This window comes from Pantoea sp. QMID4 (genome assembly GCF_030270445.1).
GTDB classification, from domain to species: domain Bacteria; phylum Pseudomonadota; class Gammaproteobacteria; order Enterobacterales; family Enterobacteriaceae; genus Pantoea; species Pantoea vagans.
On record NZ_BSXL01000005.1, the window covers coordinates 319,918 to 335,843 of the forward strand.

The 15,926-nt window shown below is 54.2% G+C and carries 13 protein-coding genes and 1 pseudogene; 9 read left to right on the forward strand and 5 right to left on the reverse strand.

All coding sequences use genetic code 11. The features are described from left to right. Positions 1 to 35 precede the first annotated feature (35 nt). On the forward strand, positions 36 to 857 hold the full coding sequence (locus tag QSK07_RS13530) for an alpha/beta fold hydrolase (RefSeq protein ID WP_285721543.1): 822 nt from the start codon (positions 36 to 38) through the stop codon (positions 855 to 857). A 487-nt stretch (positions 858 to 1,344) separates the two neighbouring features. On the opposite strand, the gene QSK07_RS13535 is transcribed toward QSK07_RS13530, so the two are convergent. Beyond that, positions 1,345 to 2,256: a DMT family transporter gene (locus tag QSK07_RS13535; protein WP_285721542.1), complete on the reverse strand. Its 912-nt coding sequence runs from the start codon at positions 2,254 to 2,256 to the stop codon at positions 1,345 to 1,347. A 232-nt stretch (positions 2,257 to 2,488) separates the two neighbouring features. On the opposite strand from QSK07_RS13535, the pseudogene lplA reads away from it, so the two are divergent. Then, positions 2,489 to 3,505: pseudogene (gene lplA / locus QSK07_RS13540) on the forward strand (lipoate--protein ligase). Positions 3,506 to 3,935: 430 nt separating this feature from the next. On the opposite strand, the gene QSK07_RS13545 reads toward lplA, so the two are convergent. Further along, positions 3,936 to 5,132: an MFS transporter gene (locus QSK07_RS13545; protein ID WP_098050150.1), complete on the reverse strand. Its 1,197-nt coding sequence runs from the start codon at positions 5,130 to 5,132 to the stop codon at positions 3,936 to 3,938. 304 nt (positions 5,133 to 5,436) lie between these two features. Here QSK07_RS13545 and QSK07_RS13550 point away from each other — a divergent pair, with 304 nt between their 5' ends. Then, positions 5,437 to 6,186 (forward strand): NAD-dependent epimerase/dehydratase family protein, encoded by a 750-nt coding sequence (locus tag QSK07_RS13550; RefSeq protein WP_285721541.1) that lies wholly within the window; start codon positions 5,437 to 5,439, stop codon positions 6,184 to 6,186. A gap of 103 nt (positions 6,187 to 6,289) precedes the next feature. On the opposite strand, the gene QSK07_RS13555 is transcribed toward QSK07_RS13550, so the two are convergent. Then, positions 6,290 to 7,183, reverse strand: coding sequence for an ABC transporter six-transmembrane domain-containing protein (locus QSK07_RS13555; RefSeq protein WP_285721540.1), 894 nt, complete (start codon positions 7,181 to 7,183; stop codon positions 6,290 to 6,292). A gap of 104 nt (positions 7,184 to 7,287) precedes the next feature. Here QSK07_RS13555 and QSK07_RS13560 point away from each other — a divergent pair, with 104 nt between their 5' ends. The 5 genes from QSK07_RS13560 (at position 7,288) to QSK07_RS13575 (ending at position 12,229) form a co-directional block, all read left to right on the forward strand. Next, positions 7,288 to 7,872: a TetR/AcrR family transcriptional regulator gene (locus QSK07_RS13560; protein WP_098050153.1), complete on the forward strand. Its 585-nt coding sequence runs from the start codon at positions 7,288 to 7,290 to the stop codon at positions 7,870 to 7,872. Positions 7,873 to 8,334: 462 nt separating this feature from the next. Then, the gene (locus QSK07_RS13565; protein WP_275221776.1) at positions 8,335 to 9,720 is read left to right on the forward strand and encodes a diaminobutyrate--2-oxoglutarate transaminase; all 1,386 of its coding nucleotides are present in this window, start codon (positions 8,335 to 8,337) and stop codon (positions 9,718 to 9,720) included. Positions 9,721 to 9,734: 14 nt separating this feature from the next. Continuing rightward, positions 9,735 to 11,201 carry a pyridoxal phosphate-dependent decarboxylase family protein gene (locus QSK07_RS13570; protein ID WP_285721539.1) on the forward strand — a complete coding sequence of 489 codons (1,467 nt, stop codon included), beginning with the start codon at positions 9,735 to 9,737 and terminating at the stop codon, positions 11,199 to 11,201. A gap of 565 nt (positions 11,202 to 11,766) precedes the next feature. Then, positions 11,767 to 11,898 (forward strand): hypothetical protein, encoded by a 132-nt coding sequence (locus QSK07_RS22850; protein WP_352230965.1) that lies wholly within the window; start codon positions 11,767 to 11,769, stop codon positions 11,896 to 11,898. 196 nt (positions 11,899 to 12,094) lie between these two features. Next, positions 12,095 to 12,229 (forward strand): hypothetical protein, encoded by a 135-nt coding sequence (locus QSK07_RS13575; protein ID WP_275221774.1) that lies wholly within the window; start codon positions 12,095 to 12,097, stop codon positions 12,227 to 12,229. Positions 12,230 to 12,321: 92 nt separating this feature from the next. Here QSK07_RS13575 and QSK07_RS13580 read toward each other — a convergent pair whose 3' ends face one another. After that, positions 12,322 to 13,635, reverse strand: coding sequence for an MFS transporter (locus QSK07_RS13580; RefSeq protein WP_285721538.1), 1,314 nt, complete (start codon positions 13,633 to 13,635; stop codon positions 12,322 to 12,324). A 206-nt stretch (positions 13,636 to 13,841) separates the two neighbouring features. On the opposite strand from QSK07_RS13580, the gene QSK07_RS13585 reads away from it, so the two are divergent. Beyond that, positions 13,842 to 14,153: a VF530 family protein gene (locus QSK07_RS13585; RefSeq protein WP_275222121.1), complete on the forward strand. Its 312-nt coding sequence runs from the start codon at positions 13,842 to 13,844 to the stop codon at positions 14,151 to 14,153. Between the two features lie 73 nt (positions 14,154 to 14,226). On the opposite strand, the gene mqo is transcribed toward QSK07_RS13585, so the two are convergent. Next, on the reverse strand, positions 14,227 to 15,876 hold the full coding sequence (gene mqo / locus QSK07_RS13590) for a malate dehydrogenase (quinone) (RefSeq protein WP_285721537.1): 1,650 nt from the start codon (positions 15,874 to 15,876) through the stop codon (positions 14,227 to 14,229). Between the last annotated feature and the right edge of the window lie 50 nt (positions 15,877 to 15,926).

Sequence of the window (15,926 nt, forward strand, 5' to 3'; positions counted from 1 at the left end):
CTTTTTATCCATCACGTCATACAGAGGGCAATACCATGAGCACCTTTAAAACGACCGACGGCACACAAATCTACTTCAAGGACTGGGGCACCGGTAAGCCTGTGTTGTTCAGCCACGGCTGGCCGCTGGATGCCGATATGTGGGACAGCCAGATGAAATTCCTGGCCGATAACGGCTATCGGGTTATTGCGTTTGACCGTCGTGGTTTTGGTCGCTCCGATCAGCCCTGGACCGGTAACGACTACGATACCTTCGCCTCGGATATTAATGACCTGATCACCCATCTCGACCTGCAGAATGTGACGCTGGTGGGTTTCTCCATGGGTGGCGGCGACGTTACGCGCTACATCGGCAGTTACGGCAGCGATCGCGTCGCGGCGCTGGTGCTGCTGGGTGCCGTTACGCCTATCTTTGGCAAAACGACAGACTATCCGCAGGGTGTCGATATGTCGGTATTCGAGGGAATTCGTGAGGGTCTGCTCAAGGATCGCGCGCAGTTTATCAAAGAGTTCGCCACCCCGTTTTATGGCACCAACGCCGGACAGACCGTTTCAGAGGGCGTGATGACGCAGACGCTGAACATCGCGCTGCTGGCCTCGCTGAAAAGCACCGTGGACTGCGTTACCGCGTTTGCGGAAACCGATTTCCGCGCAGACGTAGCGAAAGTCAATGTGCCGACGCTGGTGATTCATGGCAGCAACGATCAGATCGTGCCGTTTGAATCAACGGGCAAAGTGGCAGCGGAGATGATTGAGGGTGCTGAACTCAAAGTCTATGACAATGCGCCGCATGGTTTCGCGGTAACGCATCAGGATCAGCTGAATCAGGATCTGCTGGCGTTTCTTAACGCGCAGTGATGCAGTTTTAAACTCGCCCCAACAAATTAGCTAAACGCGCAGGTATAGGGCCAGGAGAGGGAAGCGCTCCGCCGTCCAGGGACAAAAACGCCGGGAGGGTTATCAAACAACGCAAAGCATTAACCCGGTAACGGGCGCACCTCAGGGATGAGGTGCATCATTGCGCGGGCCGAGCAGTCATGGATAACAGCTTTTGCGTTTTTCCGATCTGGCCGTGTTACCTGCGTAAGAGCGATCTGATATTTTGACGGGTCATCACCAGCCCCCAGCGTTACCGACCAGCTGCCCCAGATAACATCATCAGAGAGAGGCGCGGCACCAGCAGCTTACGCTGCACCCGCTGACCTGCACTCACCTGCACCGTTGCCATCAGGAAAACTTCACGATTAAGTAATCGATACAACCGTTCATTTTTTCGCCGCGACCACAAGTTGATAACAGTACGTTATCATCCTTTCGTTATTCAGTAATGTGATGCCTGTTCTGCTCAGGTCGTGATATCCGCTACCTGCGCTTTACGAAAACGGTAGCGCTCATACAGCACTGAATAGAGGCCGCCGCACACCACCAGAACCGCACCGATGACCGTGGTGGTCGCTGGCAGGTTACCCAGCAACAGATATCCCACCGCGACAGACCAGATCAGCGTGGTGTAATCGAACGGCGCCAGCAGGGAGGCTTCGGCGTACCGCAGGCTCAGTGTCATCAGAATCTGCGTGATTCCGCCCAGCAGCCCGCAACCTATCAGTAGCGCTATCTGATTACCGTGCGGCACTTTCCAGCCCCCCGGCAGCGTGATCAGCGACGTTAACGCTGTGGTGATGGCGAACCAGAAGGCGATGGCGCCCGGCTTCTCTTTGCCGTTAAGAAACCGAATCTGGACCAGCGCGCAGGCGGTACAGAAGGCCGCCATCAGCGCCAGCAGAATGCCCGCCGACGCGGAGAGCGAAAATGACGCCGACTGCGTCAGCGAAAGATGCCCGGAGAACATCACCAGAATGCCGCTGAAACCGGTGAAGACCGCCACCCAGCGATGGTGCCGCACTTTTTCACGCAGCAGCAGAGCCGCCAGCAGCACGGTAAACAGCGGCGCGGCATAGTTAATCGCGGTGGCGTCGGTCAGTGAGATGTAGAGCAGCGATAGATAGCTGAAATAGAGGCCGCCAGTTCCGGCCAGCCCGCGCACAAAATGCCCGCGAATATTACGGGTGCGTATGCCATCCAGCACGCTGCCCTGAACGCGCAGCCAGATGAGCAGCGGGACCAGTGCCAGCAGCGAGCGGAAAAAAATCACTTCACCAACCGGAATGGCCCCATCCAGTCCTTTAACACAGGCCAGCATCAGCGTGGAGCTCAACGCAGCTGTGATCTTCATCGCTATGCCAGCGGACGCGTTCATAGGGTTTTTAATCTCAGTGGGGAAAATAAGCAATAAAATGAGCAGACTCAGACAACATACTGGCACAATGCTGTGCAGCAATCTGCCGTGATTGCGCCGCAGACGGCATGTAATCTTTTTTTACCGCCGCATCACGGCATGAAGAGGCATGTGGGTCCGTGCTTGTGCTGGTAGAGTTCTGCGTTCTGCCCTGTTTTTATGGGCCGCTTCGCATAAGGAATGGGAGTAGATGATGTCCACGCTGCGTTTACTGTTGTCGGAATCCAGTGACCCCTGGTTTAACCTGGCAGTTGAAGAGTGTATTTTCCGGCAGATGCCCGCCACCCAGCGGGTGCTGTTCTTGTGGCGGAATGCGGAAACGGTAGTCATTGGCCGTGCACAGAATCCGTGGAAAGAGTGCAACACTCGTCGCATGGCGGAAGATGGCATCCGTCTTGCGCGTCGCAGCAGCGGCGGTGACGCGGTTTTTCACGATCTCGGCAACTGTTGTTTTACTTTTATGGCCGGCAAACCGGAGTACGACAAAAGCGTTTCAACTGCTATTATCCTGCGCGCGCTGAACGCGCTGGGCGTTCCGGCGGTAGCATCCGGCCGTAACGATTTAGTGGTGAACACATCTGACGGACTGCGCAAAATCTCCGGGGCAGCGTATTGTGAAACACCCGATCGCGGTTTTCATCACGGCACTATTTTGATGGATGCCGATCTTTCCCGGCTGGCAGATTACCTTAATCCTGATGTGAAAAAACTGTAGGCCAAAGGGATTACGTCAGTGCGCGCCAGGGTCGCCAATCTGACGGAGTTAACGCCGGGTATCAGCTATCAGGCGATCTGCTCCGCGGTGACGGACGCATTTTTTAAACATTTCGGCGAGCAGTGTGAGCCGGAGATGATCTCTCCCGATGCCCTGCCAGACCTGCCTGGATTCACTGAGCAGTTCGCAAAGCAGAGTAGCTGGGAGTGGAATTTCGGACAGGCACCTGACTTCTCGCACCTGCTGGACCAGCGTTTTGTCTGGGGCGGTGTGGAGATTCACTTCGATGTCGAACGCGGCATGATCAGCCGCTGTCAGATTTTCAGCGACAGCCTCAATCCCGCGCCGCTCGACGCGCTGGCCCAGCGGATGCAGAACGTCACTTACCGGCCCGATGCACTGGAGCACGTGCTGAGTCAACTGATTGCCGATTTCCCGACACAGCAGGCGGAGCTGACAGAATTGCAGCAGTGGCTGATCGCAAGCTTAAGATGAACAGGCTCAGTCTGATAATGGCCCACGCGAAACTCTGTTGCGGGCTAAAGCATTGCGCATATATTCAGCCAGGCATAAAAGCAAAAAACCCGTACAAGGCGGTTTTTTTTTATAAATTCAGGCTTATCTGCTCAGGCTATTGCCGTCATCGCGATTGTAAGCATTATTGATAACAGAGCTTACACAGGAACCATGCCTGAGCCGACTTAAAAAAACATTGTTTTAATTTAATTTCAATATCCGGGCGCCATATGAAAACTGATTGATCTTTAAGGTTTTTTAGATTTTCAGGGCTGTCGGATAGATAATGATTTCTGAACGTTCAGATTAATGAAAACGAAGTCATCAGTGTTGGAGAAAAATAATACTGCAGGTCCGGGCAAATGCGGCGCAGCGGCCATGTCTGTCGCTGCGCCCTGCACTATTTCGGTCAGGCTGGCTGAACCTGCTGACGGGCAGCATGGCGCGCCGTCATCACAAACACCATCAGACCGGCCACACCCAGCGCCACGCCGACCCAGGCCGTGGAGATCCAGCCATAGCCCAGCGACACCGTCAGGCCACCAAGATAAGCGCCCATTGCATTGGCGATATTCAGCGCCGAATGGTTCATTGCAGCCGCCAGCGTTTGCGAATCATTGGCGACATCCATCAGGCGAATCTGTAACGACGGCAGCAGCACCGAGCAGGTGCCAATCAGGAAGGTCGCCAGCATTCCGGTGGCCACATGCTGAACCAATACCGGGAAGGCCAGCATCACCAGCACGTTCCATAACAGCGTCCAGCCAATAATGTTGAGCACTGAACCATCAGCCAGTCGTCCTCCAACCAGATTACCGATGATCATTCCCAGTCCAAACGCCACCATCGCCCATGGGATGAGCGAAGGAGAGATGCCAGCGATATTAATCAGCGTTGGCGCGATATAACTGAAGATCGCGAACATGCCGCCAAAGCCGACCGCGCCTACCAGTAGGGTCAGCAGCACCTGTGGGTTTTTCAGCGCCCCCAGTTCGCGCAGCGGATGCGCATCCGCATCGCCTGGCGTGTAAGGCACATAGCGACCAATCAGCAGGCAGGTCAGGAGACCAATCGCGCCCACAAAGGTGAACACCACGTGCCAGCTGAATAGCTGCCCAATCCATGAGCCCAGCGGCACGCCAATCAGGGTCGCCACCGTCAGCCCCAGCATCAGTGACGCCAGCGCACGACCGCGCCGTTCAAGCGGCACCAGCGAAGCCGCCACCAGCGATGCCACGCCAAAGTAAGCCCCGTGCGGCAGGCCGGTCAGAAAGCGCGCCACCAGCAGGCCGTGATAGCTGTCGGCCATCGCGCTGGCGACATTGCCGACGCTGAACAGCGCCATCAGGATCAGCAGCAGCGCTTTACGCGCCATCCGCGCCGCCAGAACGGCAATAAACGGTGCGCCCACCACCACACCCAGCGCGTAACTGGCAATGGCGTTGCCCGCCTGCGGTTCGGTGATCGCCAGAGAGCGTGAAACATCGGGCAGCAGGCCCATCATGATGAACTCACCAGTCCCGATACCAAAGCCGCCCAGTGCCAGAGCGAGTAATGCCCAGCGGACAAAACCGGCATTGTCGGTTTTATGATTTTTTCTTAACAAAATTGATTCCCAATGGCCTGAACTGAAAAGCTGACGTGAGCCGGCGGGAGAAAGCAGAACGTGTTCCCATCCGGATGAAGCGACCTGACTATAGAAAGTCATGCCGCGCTAAGCAACCCATTTTGCGATCTGACGCACAGTTAAAGCTGTTCCAGCGGCACGCTTCCACTGTGCAGGTCAGGAACGATTCACGCTGTGCCCGCTCACACTCCGAAGAGGTCACGCAGGCTTAAGTCGGGAATGTCTGCTTAACTGACCGGTTAACGCGTTTTTATTTTACAGGTTACTTAACAGGAATCAGCAGATGACGACCAGAGTGATCCTTCTTACCGGTGCCAGCGGACGCATCGGCCGGACCTTCTTTGCAGCCAGCCAGGATCGTTATCGTTTTATCCTGACGGATGTGCGGGAGCCCGACTACGCGATCCCTGCCCCGCATCGGTTTATCGCAGCGGAGTTGTCGCAACCGGATGGGGCAGAGAACGTATTGTCAGAAGGATCTGTCGATACCGTCATCCATCTCGCCGGAATTCCTGATGCACAGGCCAGTTTCGACGATCTGCTGCCGGCGAACATTCTTTCCACCACCTGGTTACTGAAGGCAGCTGCAGAGCATCGCTGTCGTCGTCTGGTGTTTGCCAGCAGTGCGCAGACCATTGAGGGCTATCCGACAGATGTTCAGATACATCCCGGCATGGCTGTCTGTCCTGCAAATCTGTATGGCGTCACCAAATGTTATGGGGAAGCCCTTTGCGCTTTCTATGCCAGCCAGCACGGTCTGAGCTGCGTGGCATTGAGAATCGGAGCGTTTGAAGCGAAACTGGATAATAGCCAGCACACGGCGCGGGATTACAGTGCATGGCTGAGTCCGGATGATGCAGTACGATTACTGACTAGCGCTGTCGAGGCAGAGAACATCACCTTCTTTATTGGCTACGGCATTTCCGATAATCGTTTTAAACGCTTTGATCTGACACAGACGCGCGAGGTGCTGGGCTATATGCCGTCCGATAATGCATTCAGAGCCTTTAAACCGGCTGAACTGGATGATTAACCCAGCTCCCGCGGTCGTTGCGGTGCCGGGTTTTGGCGCTTTATCTCAACAGCCGCCGGGAAGTCCGGCGGTTGCTTCAGTTATGTGCCAGAGATCGGCAAAATCAGTGCGTACCGGTATTCACCCGACGGCCAATGTCTTTGAGCTGTGAATATTTCTCCAGCAGCTGAGGGCCATCATCCAGGCTCATGGCAAACATCCACATATAGGTCATCACAGAGTAGATATGACCCGCATTGGTGCCGCCACGCCCCGACATCAACGCGATGGTGACCGCGAACAGCAATGCCGCCACGCTACCGATGGCCAGATAGCCGCATGCTTCCCGATCCGAGAGACGGATTCGCAGACTGGCCAGCACGCCATAGTGGCGGCCCAGTGACGCGGCGTTCGCGTTGCTGACAATGCTCACTTCTTTCTCCAGCCGGTTGTTAAGACGGCCAAACAGCGCATCATTCTTGCGGGTAAATCCCGGCAGGAAACAGGCGAAGAACAGCAGGATCGCCAGACAGGCTACGCCGGTCCAGAACTCGATAGCCAGCAGCATCACTGCCGCACCGGTCATTGACGCCAGCGAAGTAATCAGCACCGGCAGATGCTTCTCGAAAAAGTCGACAAATTCGCGAGACAACGCCACCCGTGCAGCAATCGTCGACGCACTCTGTTTTTCGCTGCGCTGTGCCACAATTACCGGTACGGCCAGCTCAGCATAGATGCGGGCAAAAGTACGGGTATCGACACTGCGCCGCGCTGCGCCGATGGCCCACATGGTAAAGACCATCGCCGCATAGAGCACTGCATGCCAGGTCCTGCCGGAGAGTATGGCGTTGATAGCAAAGCCCGCCAGCAGCGGATAAAGCAGATACATGACGTTTTCCGCCACCACCAGCAGCAGCGTGAGGAATAGCTTACGGCTATGGCGGCGGCCAAGCATTTTTAATGTCAGAATAGCGCTGCGGGGAGCCGCAACGGGCAGGATCGTTTTTGGGGAAGACATAGTTTCTGTTTCTGATAGCGTCGCTCTTGAGCGGTTGCTCAAGTACGAAAAGCAGTCTATTTGAGCAGTTGCTCAAAGTCAACGTGGCAGTGATAGAGAGAATAATGAAAGAGTCAGCGGAAGCATTGAGAACCCGAATCCTGGATGCAGCGATCGTGTTGTTTATTGAGAGAGGGATTGAAAAAGTGACCACCCGGGAGCTCACCGAGTCGGTGGGTATTTCACGCAGTCATATTTACCACTACTTCAGCAACTGGCAGACACTTCGCCTGGCGGCGCTGGAACGCTTCATGCGGGTTGATTCTGAAAATTTTGCCGACACACTGGCTGTGCTCACACCGAGTCAGCGGCTGCAAACCCTGTTTGAAAGCCATCTGCCGAGTGCACCGGATGCCACCTGGCAACTCTATGCCTCTTTCTGGCAGATGGCTGCGCACAATGACGCTTATGCTGCACTGGCTGAAGAGATGACAGAAGTGTGGCAGGCACTGATGGAAGGGATTATCCGTGACGGCGTCGCCGACGGCACGCTGCGGTGTGATGATGTACCCCGCACCGCCAGACAAATCAGCGCCATGCTGAACGGCTATGCGGATTTACTGACCATAAATCCTTCAGAGGCCAAAGCTCGCGAAGCCATGGCAGACCTCAACCAGTTCGTTGAATTTGTCCTGTCTTCATACCGTTAATCACGGTTATTACGATTTACCTGCCACCAAATATTAATTAAATGTTAAAGAAAGGTTTATTATTTTAATTGTTATGCGGTTTTCAGCGGCTATTAATGCCGCTTCGTCAGTTAAACTGACTTATGCTTTTTATGTCTGAGAAGCCCCCATTTTGATAGCGTTTTTAGCCGGAAACAGCTATTTACACAGATTATTATCATTGACTTAGCGCATGTTAAGACAGGTAAGCTGGTGTTTTTACGCCATTTATTAGAAAGCCGTTACCGAAGCGGCAATAATGCATGCGGTCACAAACCCACCAACTGATTGATTCCTATAGTAAAGAATCCGGTATCGCCCGATAAAATTAATCATTGAGTCGGACCTGAAAAACACCTATATTGGCCGCGATTTTCACATAGCCACCTATTTAATTCATTTATTCAACTGTGACGCTACGCCCGTCCCGGTTGTAGGAGAGATATGATGACGGATAAAGTCCGTATTGATAGTTTGAATGCACAGAACTTAAACGCAACCAACGAAACCTATTTAGCCCGTCAGGCTGAATTTGAATCAAACGTTCGAAGTTATCCTCGCAAATTGCCGTTCGCGATTGCGAAAGCTCAGGGTGTCTGGATCACCGATGTCGAGAATAACCAGTATCTCGACTGTCTTGCCGGTGCCGGAACGCTGGCGTTGGGTCATAACCATCCAGACGTTCTGCAGAGCATTCAACATGTCATTACCAGCGGCTTGCCGTTACATACGCTCGATTTAACTACGCCGTTAAAGGATGAGTTCTCTGAGTACCTGCTCTCGGTATTGCCGGGTCAGGGCAAAGAATACTGCCTGCAGTTTACCGGCCCGTCCGGCGCAGATGCTGTTGAAGCGGCGCTGAAACTGGCGAAAAAACACACCGGTCGTTCTGGTATCATCAGCTTCTCGGGTGCGTATCACGGTATGACCCACGGCGCGCTGTCGGTCACCGGTAACCTGTCACCGAAAGAAGCTGTAGACGGCATGATGCCGGAAGTGCAGTTCATGCCTTATCCGCACCTTTATCGCTGCCCGCTGGGTATTGGCGGTGAAGCAGGCGTGAAAGCGCTGACTTACTACTTCGAAAACCTGATCAATGACGTTGAAAGCGGCGTTCGCAAACCTGCGGCGGTGATTCTTGAAGCGGTTCAGGGTGAAGGCGGGGTTAACCCGGCACCGGCTGAGTGGCTGCAGCGCATCCGCAAAGTGACCAAAGAGCACGGCATTCTGCTGATCATCGACGAAGTCCAGGCGGGTATTGCCCGTACCGGTAAATTCTTCGCCTTCGAGCACGCGGGAATTGAGCCAGACATCATCGTGATGTCCAAAGCGGTCGGCGGCGGTCTGCCACTGGCAGTACTGGGTATTAAGAAAGAGTTCGACGCCTGGTCTCCGGGTCACCACACCGGCACCTTCCGTGGCAACCAGCTGGCGATGGCTACCGGCCTGACCACGCTGAAGCTGCTGAAAGACAATAACATCGCTGACAAAGTCGCGGCACAGGGCGAATGGCTGAAAGGCAAACTGGGCGAGTTGCAGCAGCGCTATCCGGTTATCGGCAACGTGCGTGGTCTGGGTCTGATGATTGGTATTGAGCTGGTTAAACCCAATGAGCCTGCTGACCACATGGGCAGCTTCCCGGCAGATGGTGAGCTTTCTGCGCTGGTACAGAAAAAATGTTTTGAGAACGGCCTGATTCTGGAGCGTGGCGGACGTCACGGCAGCGTATTACGTCTGCTGCCTTCCCTGCTGATCACAGATGCAGAACTGGACGTGTTCCTGGATAAATTTGAAAACGCCCTGCTGTCCGCTGGCGTGAAAGCAGTTTAAGTGGAGTGAATGCAATGTCCCGGTTAAACCCGATTCTGGCGGCCTCAGCACAGAGTACCGAGGCCTACCAGCAGGCGATTGCCCAGAGTAGCGCGGCCGTCGTTAAGTGGCTGGAACAACCTGAGATGTATCAGGGAAAAACCGTCGCAGAGCTGCGCGAGCGCATCACGCTGGACTTCAATCCTCAGGGCCTGGGTAACCAGGCCGCGATTGAACGCGCCATTGAGTACTTCCTCAAAGACAGCCTGTCGGTGCATCACCCGCAGTGTGTGGCGCACCTGCACTGTCCGAGCCTGGTCATCAGCCAGGCGGCGGAAGTGCTGATCAATGCCACCAATCAGAGCATGGACTCATGGGATCAGGCACCGTCTGCCACCCTGATTGAGATGAAGCTGATTGAGTGGCTGCGCACCCAGGTCGGTTATCAGCCTGGCGACGCGGGCGTCTTCACCAGCGGCGGCACCCAGAGCAACCTGATGGGTCTGATGCTGGCGCGTGACGCCTGGTTTGCGCGTCAGGGTCATTCTGTTCAGCAGGATGGTTTAACCGGCGATCTGAAGAAGATTAAAGTCTTCTGTTCAGAGAATGCGCACTTCTCCGTACAGAAAAACATGGCGCTGCTGGGTCTGGGCTATCAGTCCGTCACGCAGGTGAAATGTGATCGTTTTGCCCGCATGGACATGGATGACCTGCGTCAGAAGCTGGCCACATCCAAAGCTAACGGCGAAAACATTCTGGCGATCGTTGCCACGGCGGGGACTACCGATGCCGGTGCAATCGATCCGCTGCGTGAAATCGCGGCGCTGGCGGCGCAAGAGAACATCTGGGTGCACGTCGATGCGGCCTGGGGCGGCGCGCTGCTGCTTTCAGAGAAGTATCGTAACTATCTGGATGGCATTGAGCTGGTCGACTCCATTACGCTGGACTTCCACAAGCAGTTCTTCCAGACCATCAGCTGTGGGGCCTTTCTGCTGAAAGAAGCACGTCACTACGAGCTGATGCGCTATCAGGCAGCCTACCTGAACTCGGAGTTTGATGAAGCACAGGGCGTGCCGAATCTGGTCTCAAAATCGCTGCAGACCACCCGTCGTTTTGATGCACTGAAACTGTGGATGGGTCTGGAAGCGCTGGGTCAGAAGCAGTATGCCGAAATCATCGACCACGGTGTGACGCTGGCGCAGCAGGTGGCACAGTACGTTGAAGAGCAGCCTGCTCTGGAGCTGGTGATGAAACCACAGCTTGCCAGTGTGCTGTTCCGCTATCGCCCGGCGCATCTGGCGCATCTCAGCAGTGTGGATATCGCCCTGCTGAACCAGCGCATCGGGGATGCCCTGCTGGAGTCAGGCCGCGCCAACGTTGGCGTGACCGAGCACGATGGCGTCACCTGTCTGAAGATGACCCTGCTTAACCCAACAGTAACGCTGGAAGATATCAAAGTGTTGCTGACGCTGGTGGAAACGACGGCCCAGCAGCTGGTGTAATTCATCACATCAGTTCACACCACAGAGGCGCCTTCGGGCGCCTTTTATTTTTTTCTGCTGCTCTCTTTGCTTTCAATATCATGATGACCTGTTTATCCCTGCCCTCCGTTCCGTTACCTGCCTCTCCATATCAGATCCTTTACTGGCTGATCCATTCGGTGCAAAAATCGAGGTACGCGAGAGTAATGGCCTGAGTGCCTGACAGGATACCCTGTCGAGTCACACTACAATGCAGTGGACCGCATATGTGAGCAGTTTCGAGAAACGAAGCCGCTGACCAACAACCTTTTGGTGCAACGCTAATCAATGGACCAGTTATGAATTTCTGATGGCCAACGGCTGAAATTTTTATTGAAAAGAACGTTGAGGTGGTGGTAATTAATAAGCTGCGTGATCTCTAAATACTCAGCGTCTTAAGACAGCACCGCATTTAAATTATTCGTTGTGCGCTGACGCCCTATGTTACTCATTCACAGCAGGTCGAAAAACCTGGCGCCGGTATTATTATCACTAACGGATTGGATGAGGGCGGCATTATACCCGCCGCATTATCGTTATTTTTATCATTCTCCCCATGATGGCCGACAATGTGAAGATTCCGGTGCAGGCAGCCTGTGGCATGGGTGACGTTCGGAGTATACAGGCAGTGCTGGCCTCACGCGCCGAAGGTGTCCGGAACAAAAACCGAAAAATTTAATGATTTTGTTTAGTGCGCGTTTAATACATAACCCGCACAGCTTCTTTATTTCATCTGATATGGATAAACCGCATCACGATCAAAAAATAACGTTTATCTTTTAGCCATAATAGACCAATATTCAAATTAACTCGTTGATTAAGCCACAATAACGGCTACTCACCTGGGTTAGTTCATTCAACAGGAGTAATGGCTTATGCTGCTGCGTAAATTAATCATCATTGTTATGGGCCTGATTATGGCGGCTGTGATTATCATTGCCGATAACCATGCGGATAAAGTCCGCTCGCGCGATCAGGTTTTCAGTTTATCGTCATCGCAGGATCGCTAATCTGTTCTGAATAACCAACGCCTGCCCCTCGCGGGCGTTAACGCTAACAGGCTGCCTGATTATCTTTTACCGCTCAATTCACCATCCAGAACTCAGTGCGACGGCGGCTCATCCAGCAGTCGCAGATGATCATTTTTATTCAGCGTCATCAACGCAACAATACTGACCAGCGCCGTCGCCATCACATACCAGGCGGGAATATCAGGATTACCGGTCTCTTTGATCAGGCTGGTAATGATCAATCCGGCGCAGCCGGAAAAGACCGCGTTGGAGAGCGAATAGGCCAGGCCCAACCCGGTGTAACGCACGCGTGTCGGAAACATCTCGGCCAGCATCGCGGGCCCTGGCCCCGCCAGCAACCCGACCACGCCACCTGCAATAAATACCACCAGCGCTTTGGGCAGCAGTCCGGTACTCTCTGCCTGCAAAACGTTTAACAGCGGCAGAGAGAGCACCAGCAACAGTATCGCCGCGGAGACCATTACGGCGCGGCGGCCAATTCTGTCGCTCAGCATCCCGGCCGGGATAATGGTGGCGGCAAAGCCGAGATTCGATATCACCGCAATCAGCAGTGCCTGGTTAAATCCGGTGTGCAGCGATGCCTGAAGATAAGTCGGCATGATCACCAGCCAGGTGTAACCTGCCGCCGACCACACCATCAGCCGGCAGATCCCCAGCAGAATCGTTTTCAGCGTGTCACCCAGGCTGGCGTTTACTTTTGCATGGGGCTCTGCCTGCTGCTGAACAAACGCGGGCGTCTCTTCCATCTGCACCCGCAGCCAGAGTGCCAGCACGCCCAGCGGCAGTGCGATAAAGAACGGGATGCGCCAGCCCCAGCTCAGCATCTGCTCTGGCGTCAGCAGCACTGAGAGCAATGCCACTGTGCCCGCGCCTGCCAGTAATCCCAGCGCCACGGTAAAGGATTGCCACGCGCCATACAGACCGCGCTTTCCGCGAGGTGCAAATTCGGTCATCAGCGACACCGCCCCGCCATACTCGCCTCCGGCAAACAGGCCCTGCAGAATGCGCAGACCGGTAACGATCAGCGGCGCCAGAATACCCAGTTGGGCATAGGTCGGAACCAGACCGATGGCGGCTGTCGCCAGCGTCATCATTATCAATACAAAAATCAGTGTGGGTTTTCGCCCGATGTGATCGCCCATCCGGCCAAAAACAATGGCACCCAGTGGACGGAAGAAAAAGGCGATAGCGAACGACGCATAGGTCAGCAGCAACCCGGTCAGCGCGGACTCGCCTTCCAGCCGGAAAAAGTTCTGCGCAATCACGGTAGCCAGAAAGCCATAGACCGCGAACTCATACCATTCAATGAAATTACCGACCGAACCGGCAAGCAGAGCACGCTTTCGGCTGGCGGATGAGAGCAGATTATCAGCAAGAGCAGGCATGGCAGGCGATCCTTTTAAAGCCTCATCAGTCGCTTATGATTAGCATAATCGCTGCTCATCTGCGCAAACTTCTGCCCGTCGCGTTACTTCAGGCACATAAATCTGCGGTTGCACACCTCCACACGCTCTTTTTCACCTTCAGTCCTTGCACAACCGCTTTGCGATTGTCAGGATACGCGGCATTGAATGAATCAGGCGGATAGATGATGAACGCACACACCTCAAACGATCCTCTGCATGGCATCACGCTGGAGATGCAGATAAACAGTTTAGTCGCGCAGTATGGCTGGGCAGAGCTGGCAAAACGGATCAACATTAACTGCTTTAAAAGCGATCCCAGCGTTAAATCGAGTCTGAAGTTTTTACGCCGTACACCGTGGGCGCGGGCTGAAGTCGAAGCGCTTTATCTGGCCTCGTTAAACGTGCAACCGGCAGCGCGTGAAGAAGCGGCTAGCAACGCAGATAAGACACCAGCGGAGAATCCGTGGGGAAACTGGCGCGGTAACACGCCGGAGTAAGTCTGAAAACGAAGCAATAAAAAAGCCCGCGCAGGTAAACCTGGGCGGGCTTTTTTTACGTCAGGCTGCTGTTTTACAGCGCCATGTCGTGTTTCGCTGAAGGCGCAGCCTGCTGAGGCTGTGCAGCTGGCGCGTCTGCGGTTTTGCCTTCCATGTTGATCACGGGCGGCGTGGTCAGCTGCAGGGTCGCTGCGGTCTCATTCCAGACCTGCTGCAGTAACGGCACGTTGTCATTCAGTTTCTGACCGTAGCCTGGGATCATTTTGTGGATCTTCGCCTGCCATTCCGGTGACTTAAACTCTTCCGGGAACAGTTTCTGCATCACGCTCAGAGAGATCGGCGCTGCGGTTGATGCACCAGGAGAAGCACCCAGCAGCGCCGCCACGGTTTTCTGCTGATCGGTCACAATTTCTGTGCCCAGTTTCAGCACGCCACCTTTATCAGCATCTTTCTTGATAATCTGCACACGCTGACCGGCCTGAATCAGTTTCCAGTCCTCTTTCTTCGCGTTCGGATAGTACTCTTTCAACGATTCGAAGCGATCTTCATCACTCAGCATTACCTGTCCAATCAGGTATTTCACCAGATCGAAGTTATCCATACCCACATCGGTCATTGGCACGATGTTATGAGTAGTGGTGGTGCTCAGCAGATCAAACAGCGAGCCGTTTTTCAGGAACTTGGTTGAGAAAGTCGCAAACGGTCCAAACAGCACGACGCGTTTGCCATCCAGATAACGGGTATCCAGATGCGGAACGGACATCGGCGGTGCACCGGTTGAAGCCTGACCGTAGACTTTCGCCAGATGACGATCGGCGATGGCACTGTTTTCGGTGACCAGGAATGAACCACCGACCGGGAAGCCTGCATAATTATCGGCTTCCGGGATGCCGGTCTTCTGCAGTAACTTCAGTGCGCCGCCGCCTGCACCGATGAAGACATATTTCGCGTCAACCGCACGTTCGTTGCCGTTTTTGGCATCTTTAATCGTGACGTGCCAGGAATTGTCGCCGTTGCGTTTGAAGTCGGTCACTTCCGATGAGGTTTCCAGACGGAAGTTATCATTCTTTTTCAGGCTGCCGATCAGCTGACGGGTAATTTCACCATAGTTAACGTCGGTGCCGACTGGCGTCCAGGTAGCGGCCACTTTCTGCTGGGGATCGCGACCTTCCATTACCAGTGGTGCCCACTGCGCGATCTGTTTGTGATCGGTTGAGAACTTCATCCCCTGGAACAGCGCCGTTTTCTGCAGCGCCGCATAGCGTTTGGTCAGGAAGTCGACATTATCGCCCCAGACAAAGCTCATGTGTGGCGTTGAGTTGATGAAAGAACGCGGGTCGTGCATCACGCCCTCTTTGATCTGTGAACTCCAGAACTGGCGAGAGACCATAAAGGCTTCGTTGATTTCCAGCGCTTTGGACACGTCGATCGAGCCATCTTTACGCTCAGGCGTATAGTTCAGCTCCATGTTAGCAGAGTGACCAGTACCGGCGTTATTCCAGCCGTTAGAGGATTCCAGCGCCACGCCATCCAGCTTTTCGACCATGATCTGTTTCCAGCCAGGCTGCAGCTCTTCCAGCATGGTGCCCATTGAGGCGCTCATAATGCCGCCGCCAATTAACAGGACATCGGTTTTCTCTGGTGAAGTTTCAGCGTGGAGGGCTGAAGAAACTAACAAGGCCGCGAGGGAAAGGGTGGGAATAACTTTCTTTGAATTCATCATTTTAATCTACAGCTCAGACGGTACTGGTTAAAAAAAGTCCTTAAAGTTTA

Excerpts from the sequence above, each read along its gene's own strand:
- QSK07_RS13530 (WP_285721543.1), top strand. The coding sequence starts at position 36 with ATGAGCACCTTTAAAACGACCGACGGCACACAAATCTACTTCAAGGAC.
- QSK07_RS13535 (WP_285721542.1), bottom strand. The coding sequence starts at position 2,256 with ATGAACGCGTCCGCTGGCATAGCGATGAAGATCACAGCTGCGTTGAGC.
- QSK07_RS13550 (WP_285721541.1), top strand. The coding sequence starts at position 5,437 with ATGACGACCAGAGTGATCCTTCTTACCGGTGCCAGCGGACGCATCGGC.
- QSK07_RS13555 (WP_285721540.1), bottom strand. The coding sequence starts at position 7,183 with ATGTCTTCCCCAAAAACGATCCTGCCCGTTGCGGCTCCCCGCAGCGCT.
- QSK07_RS13560 (WP_098050153.1), top strand. The coding sequence starts at position 7,288 with ATGAAAGAGTCAGCGGAAGCATTGAGAACCCGAATCCTGGATGCAGCG.
- QSK07_RS13565 (WP_275221776.1), top strand. The coding sequence starts at position 8,335 with ATGATGACGGATAAAGTCCGTATTGATAGTTTGAATGCACAGAACTTA.
- QSK07_RS13570 (WP_285721539.1), top strand. The coding sequence starts at position 9,735 with ATGTCCCGGTTAAACCCGATTCTGGCGGCCTCAGCACAGAGTACCGAG.
- QSK07_RS13575 (WP_275221774.1), top strand. The coding sequence starts at position 12,095 with ATGCTGCTGCGTAAATTAATCATCATTGTTATGGGCCTGATTATGGCG.
- QSK07_RS13580 (WP_285721538.1), bottom strand. The coding sequence starts at position 13,635 with ATGCCTGCTCTTGCTGATAATCTGCTCTCATCCGCCAGCCGAAAGCGT.
- QSK07_RS13585 (WP_275222121.1), top strand. The coding sequence starts at position 13,842 with ATGAACGCACACACCTCAAACGATCCTCTGCATGGCATCACGCTGGAG.
- mqo (WP_285721537.1), bottom strand. The coding sequence starts at position 15,876 with ATGATGAATTCAAAGAAAGTTATTCCCACCCTTTCCCTCGCGGCCTTG.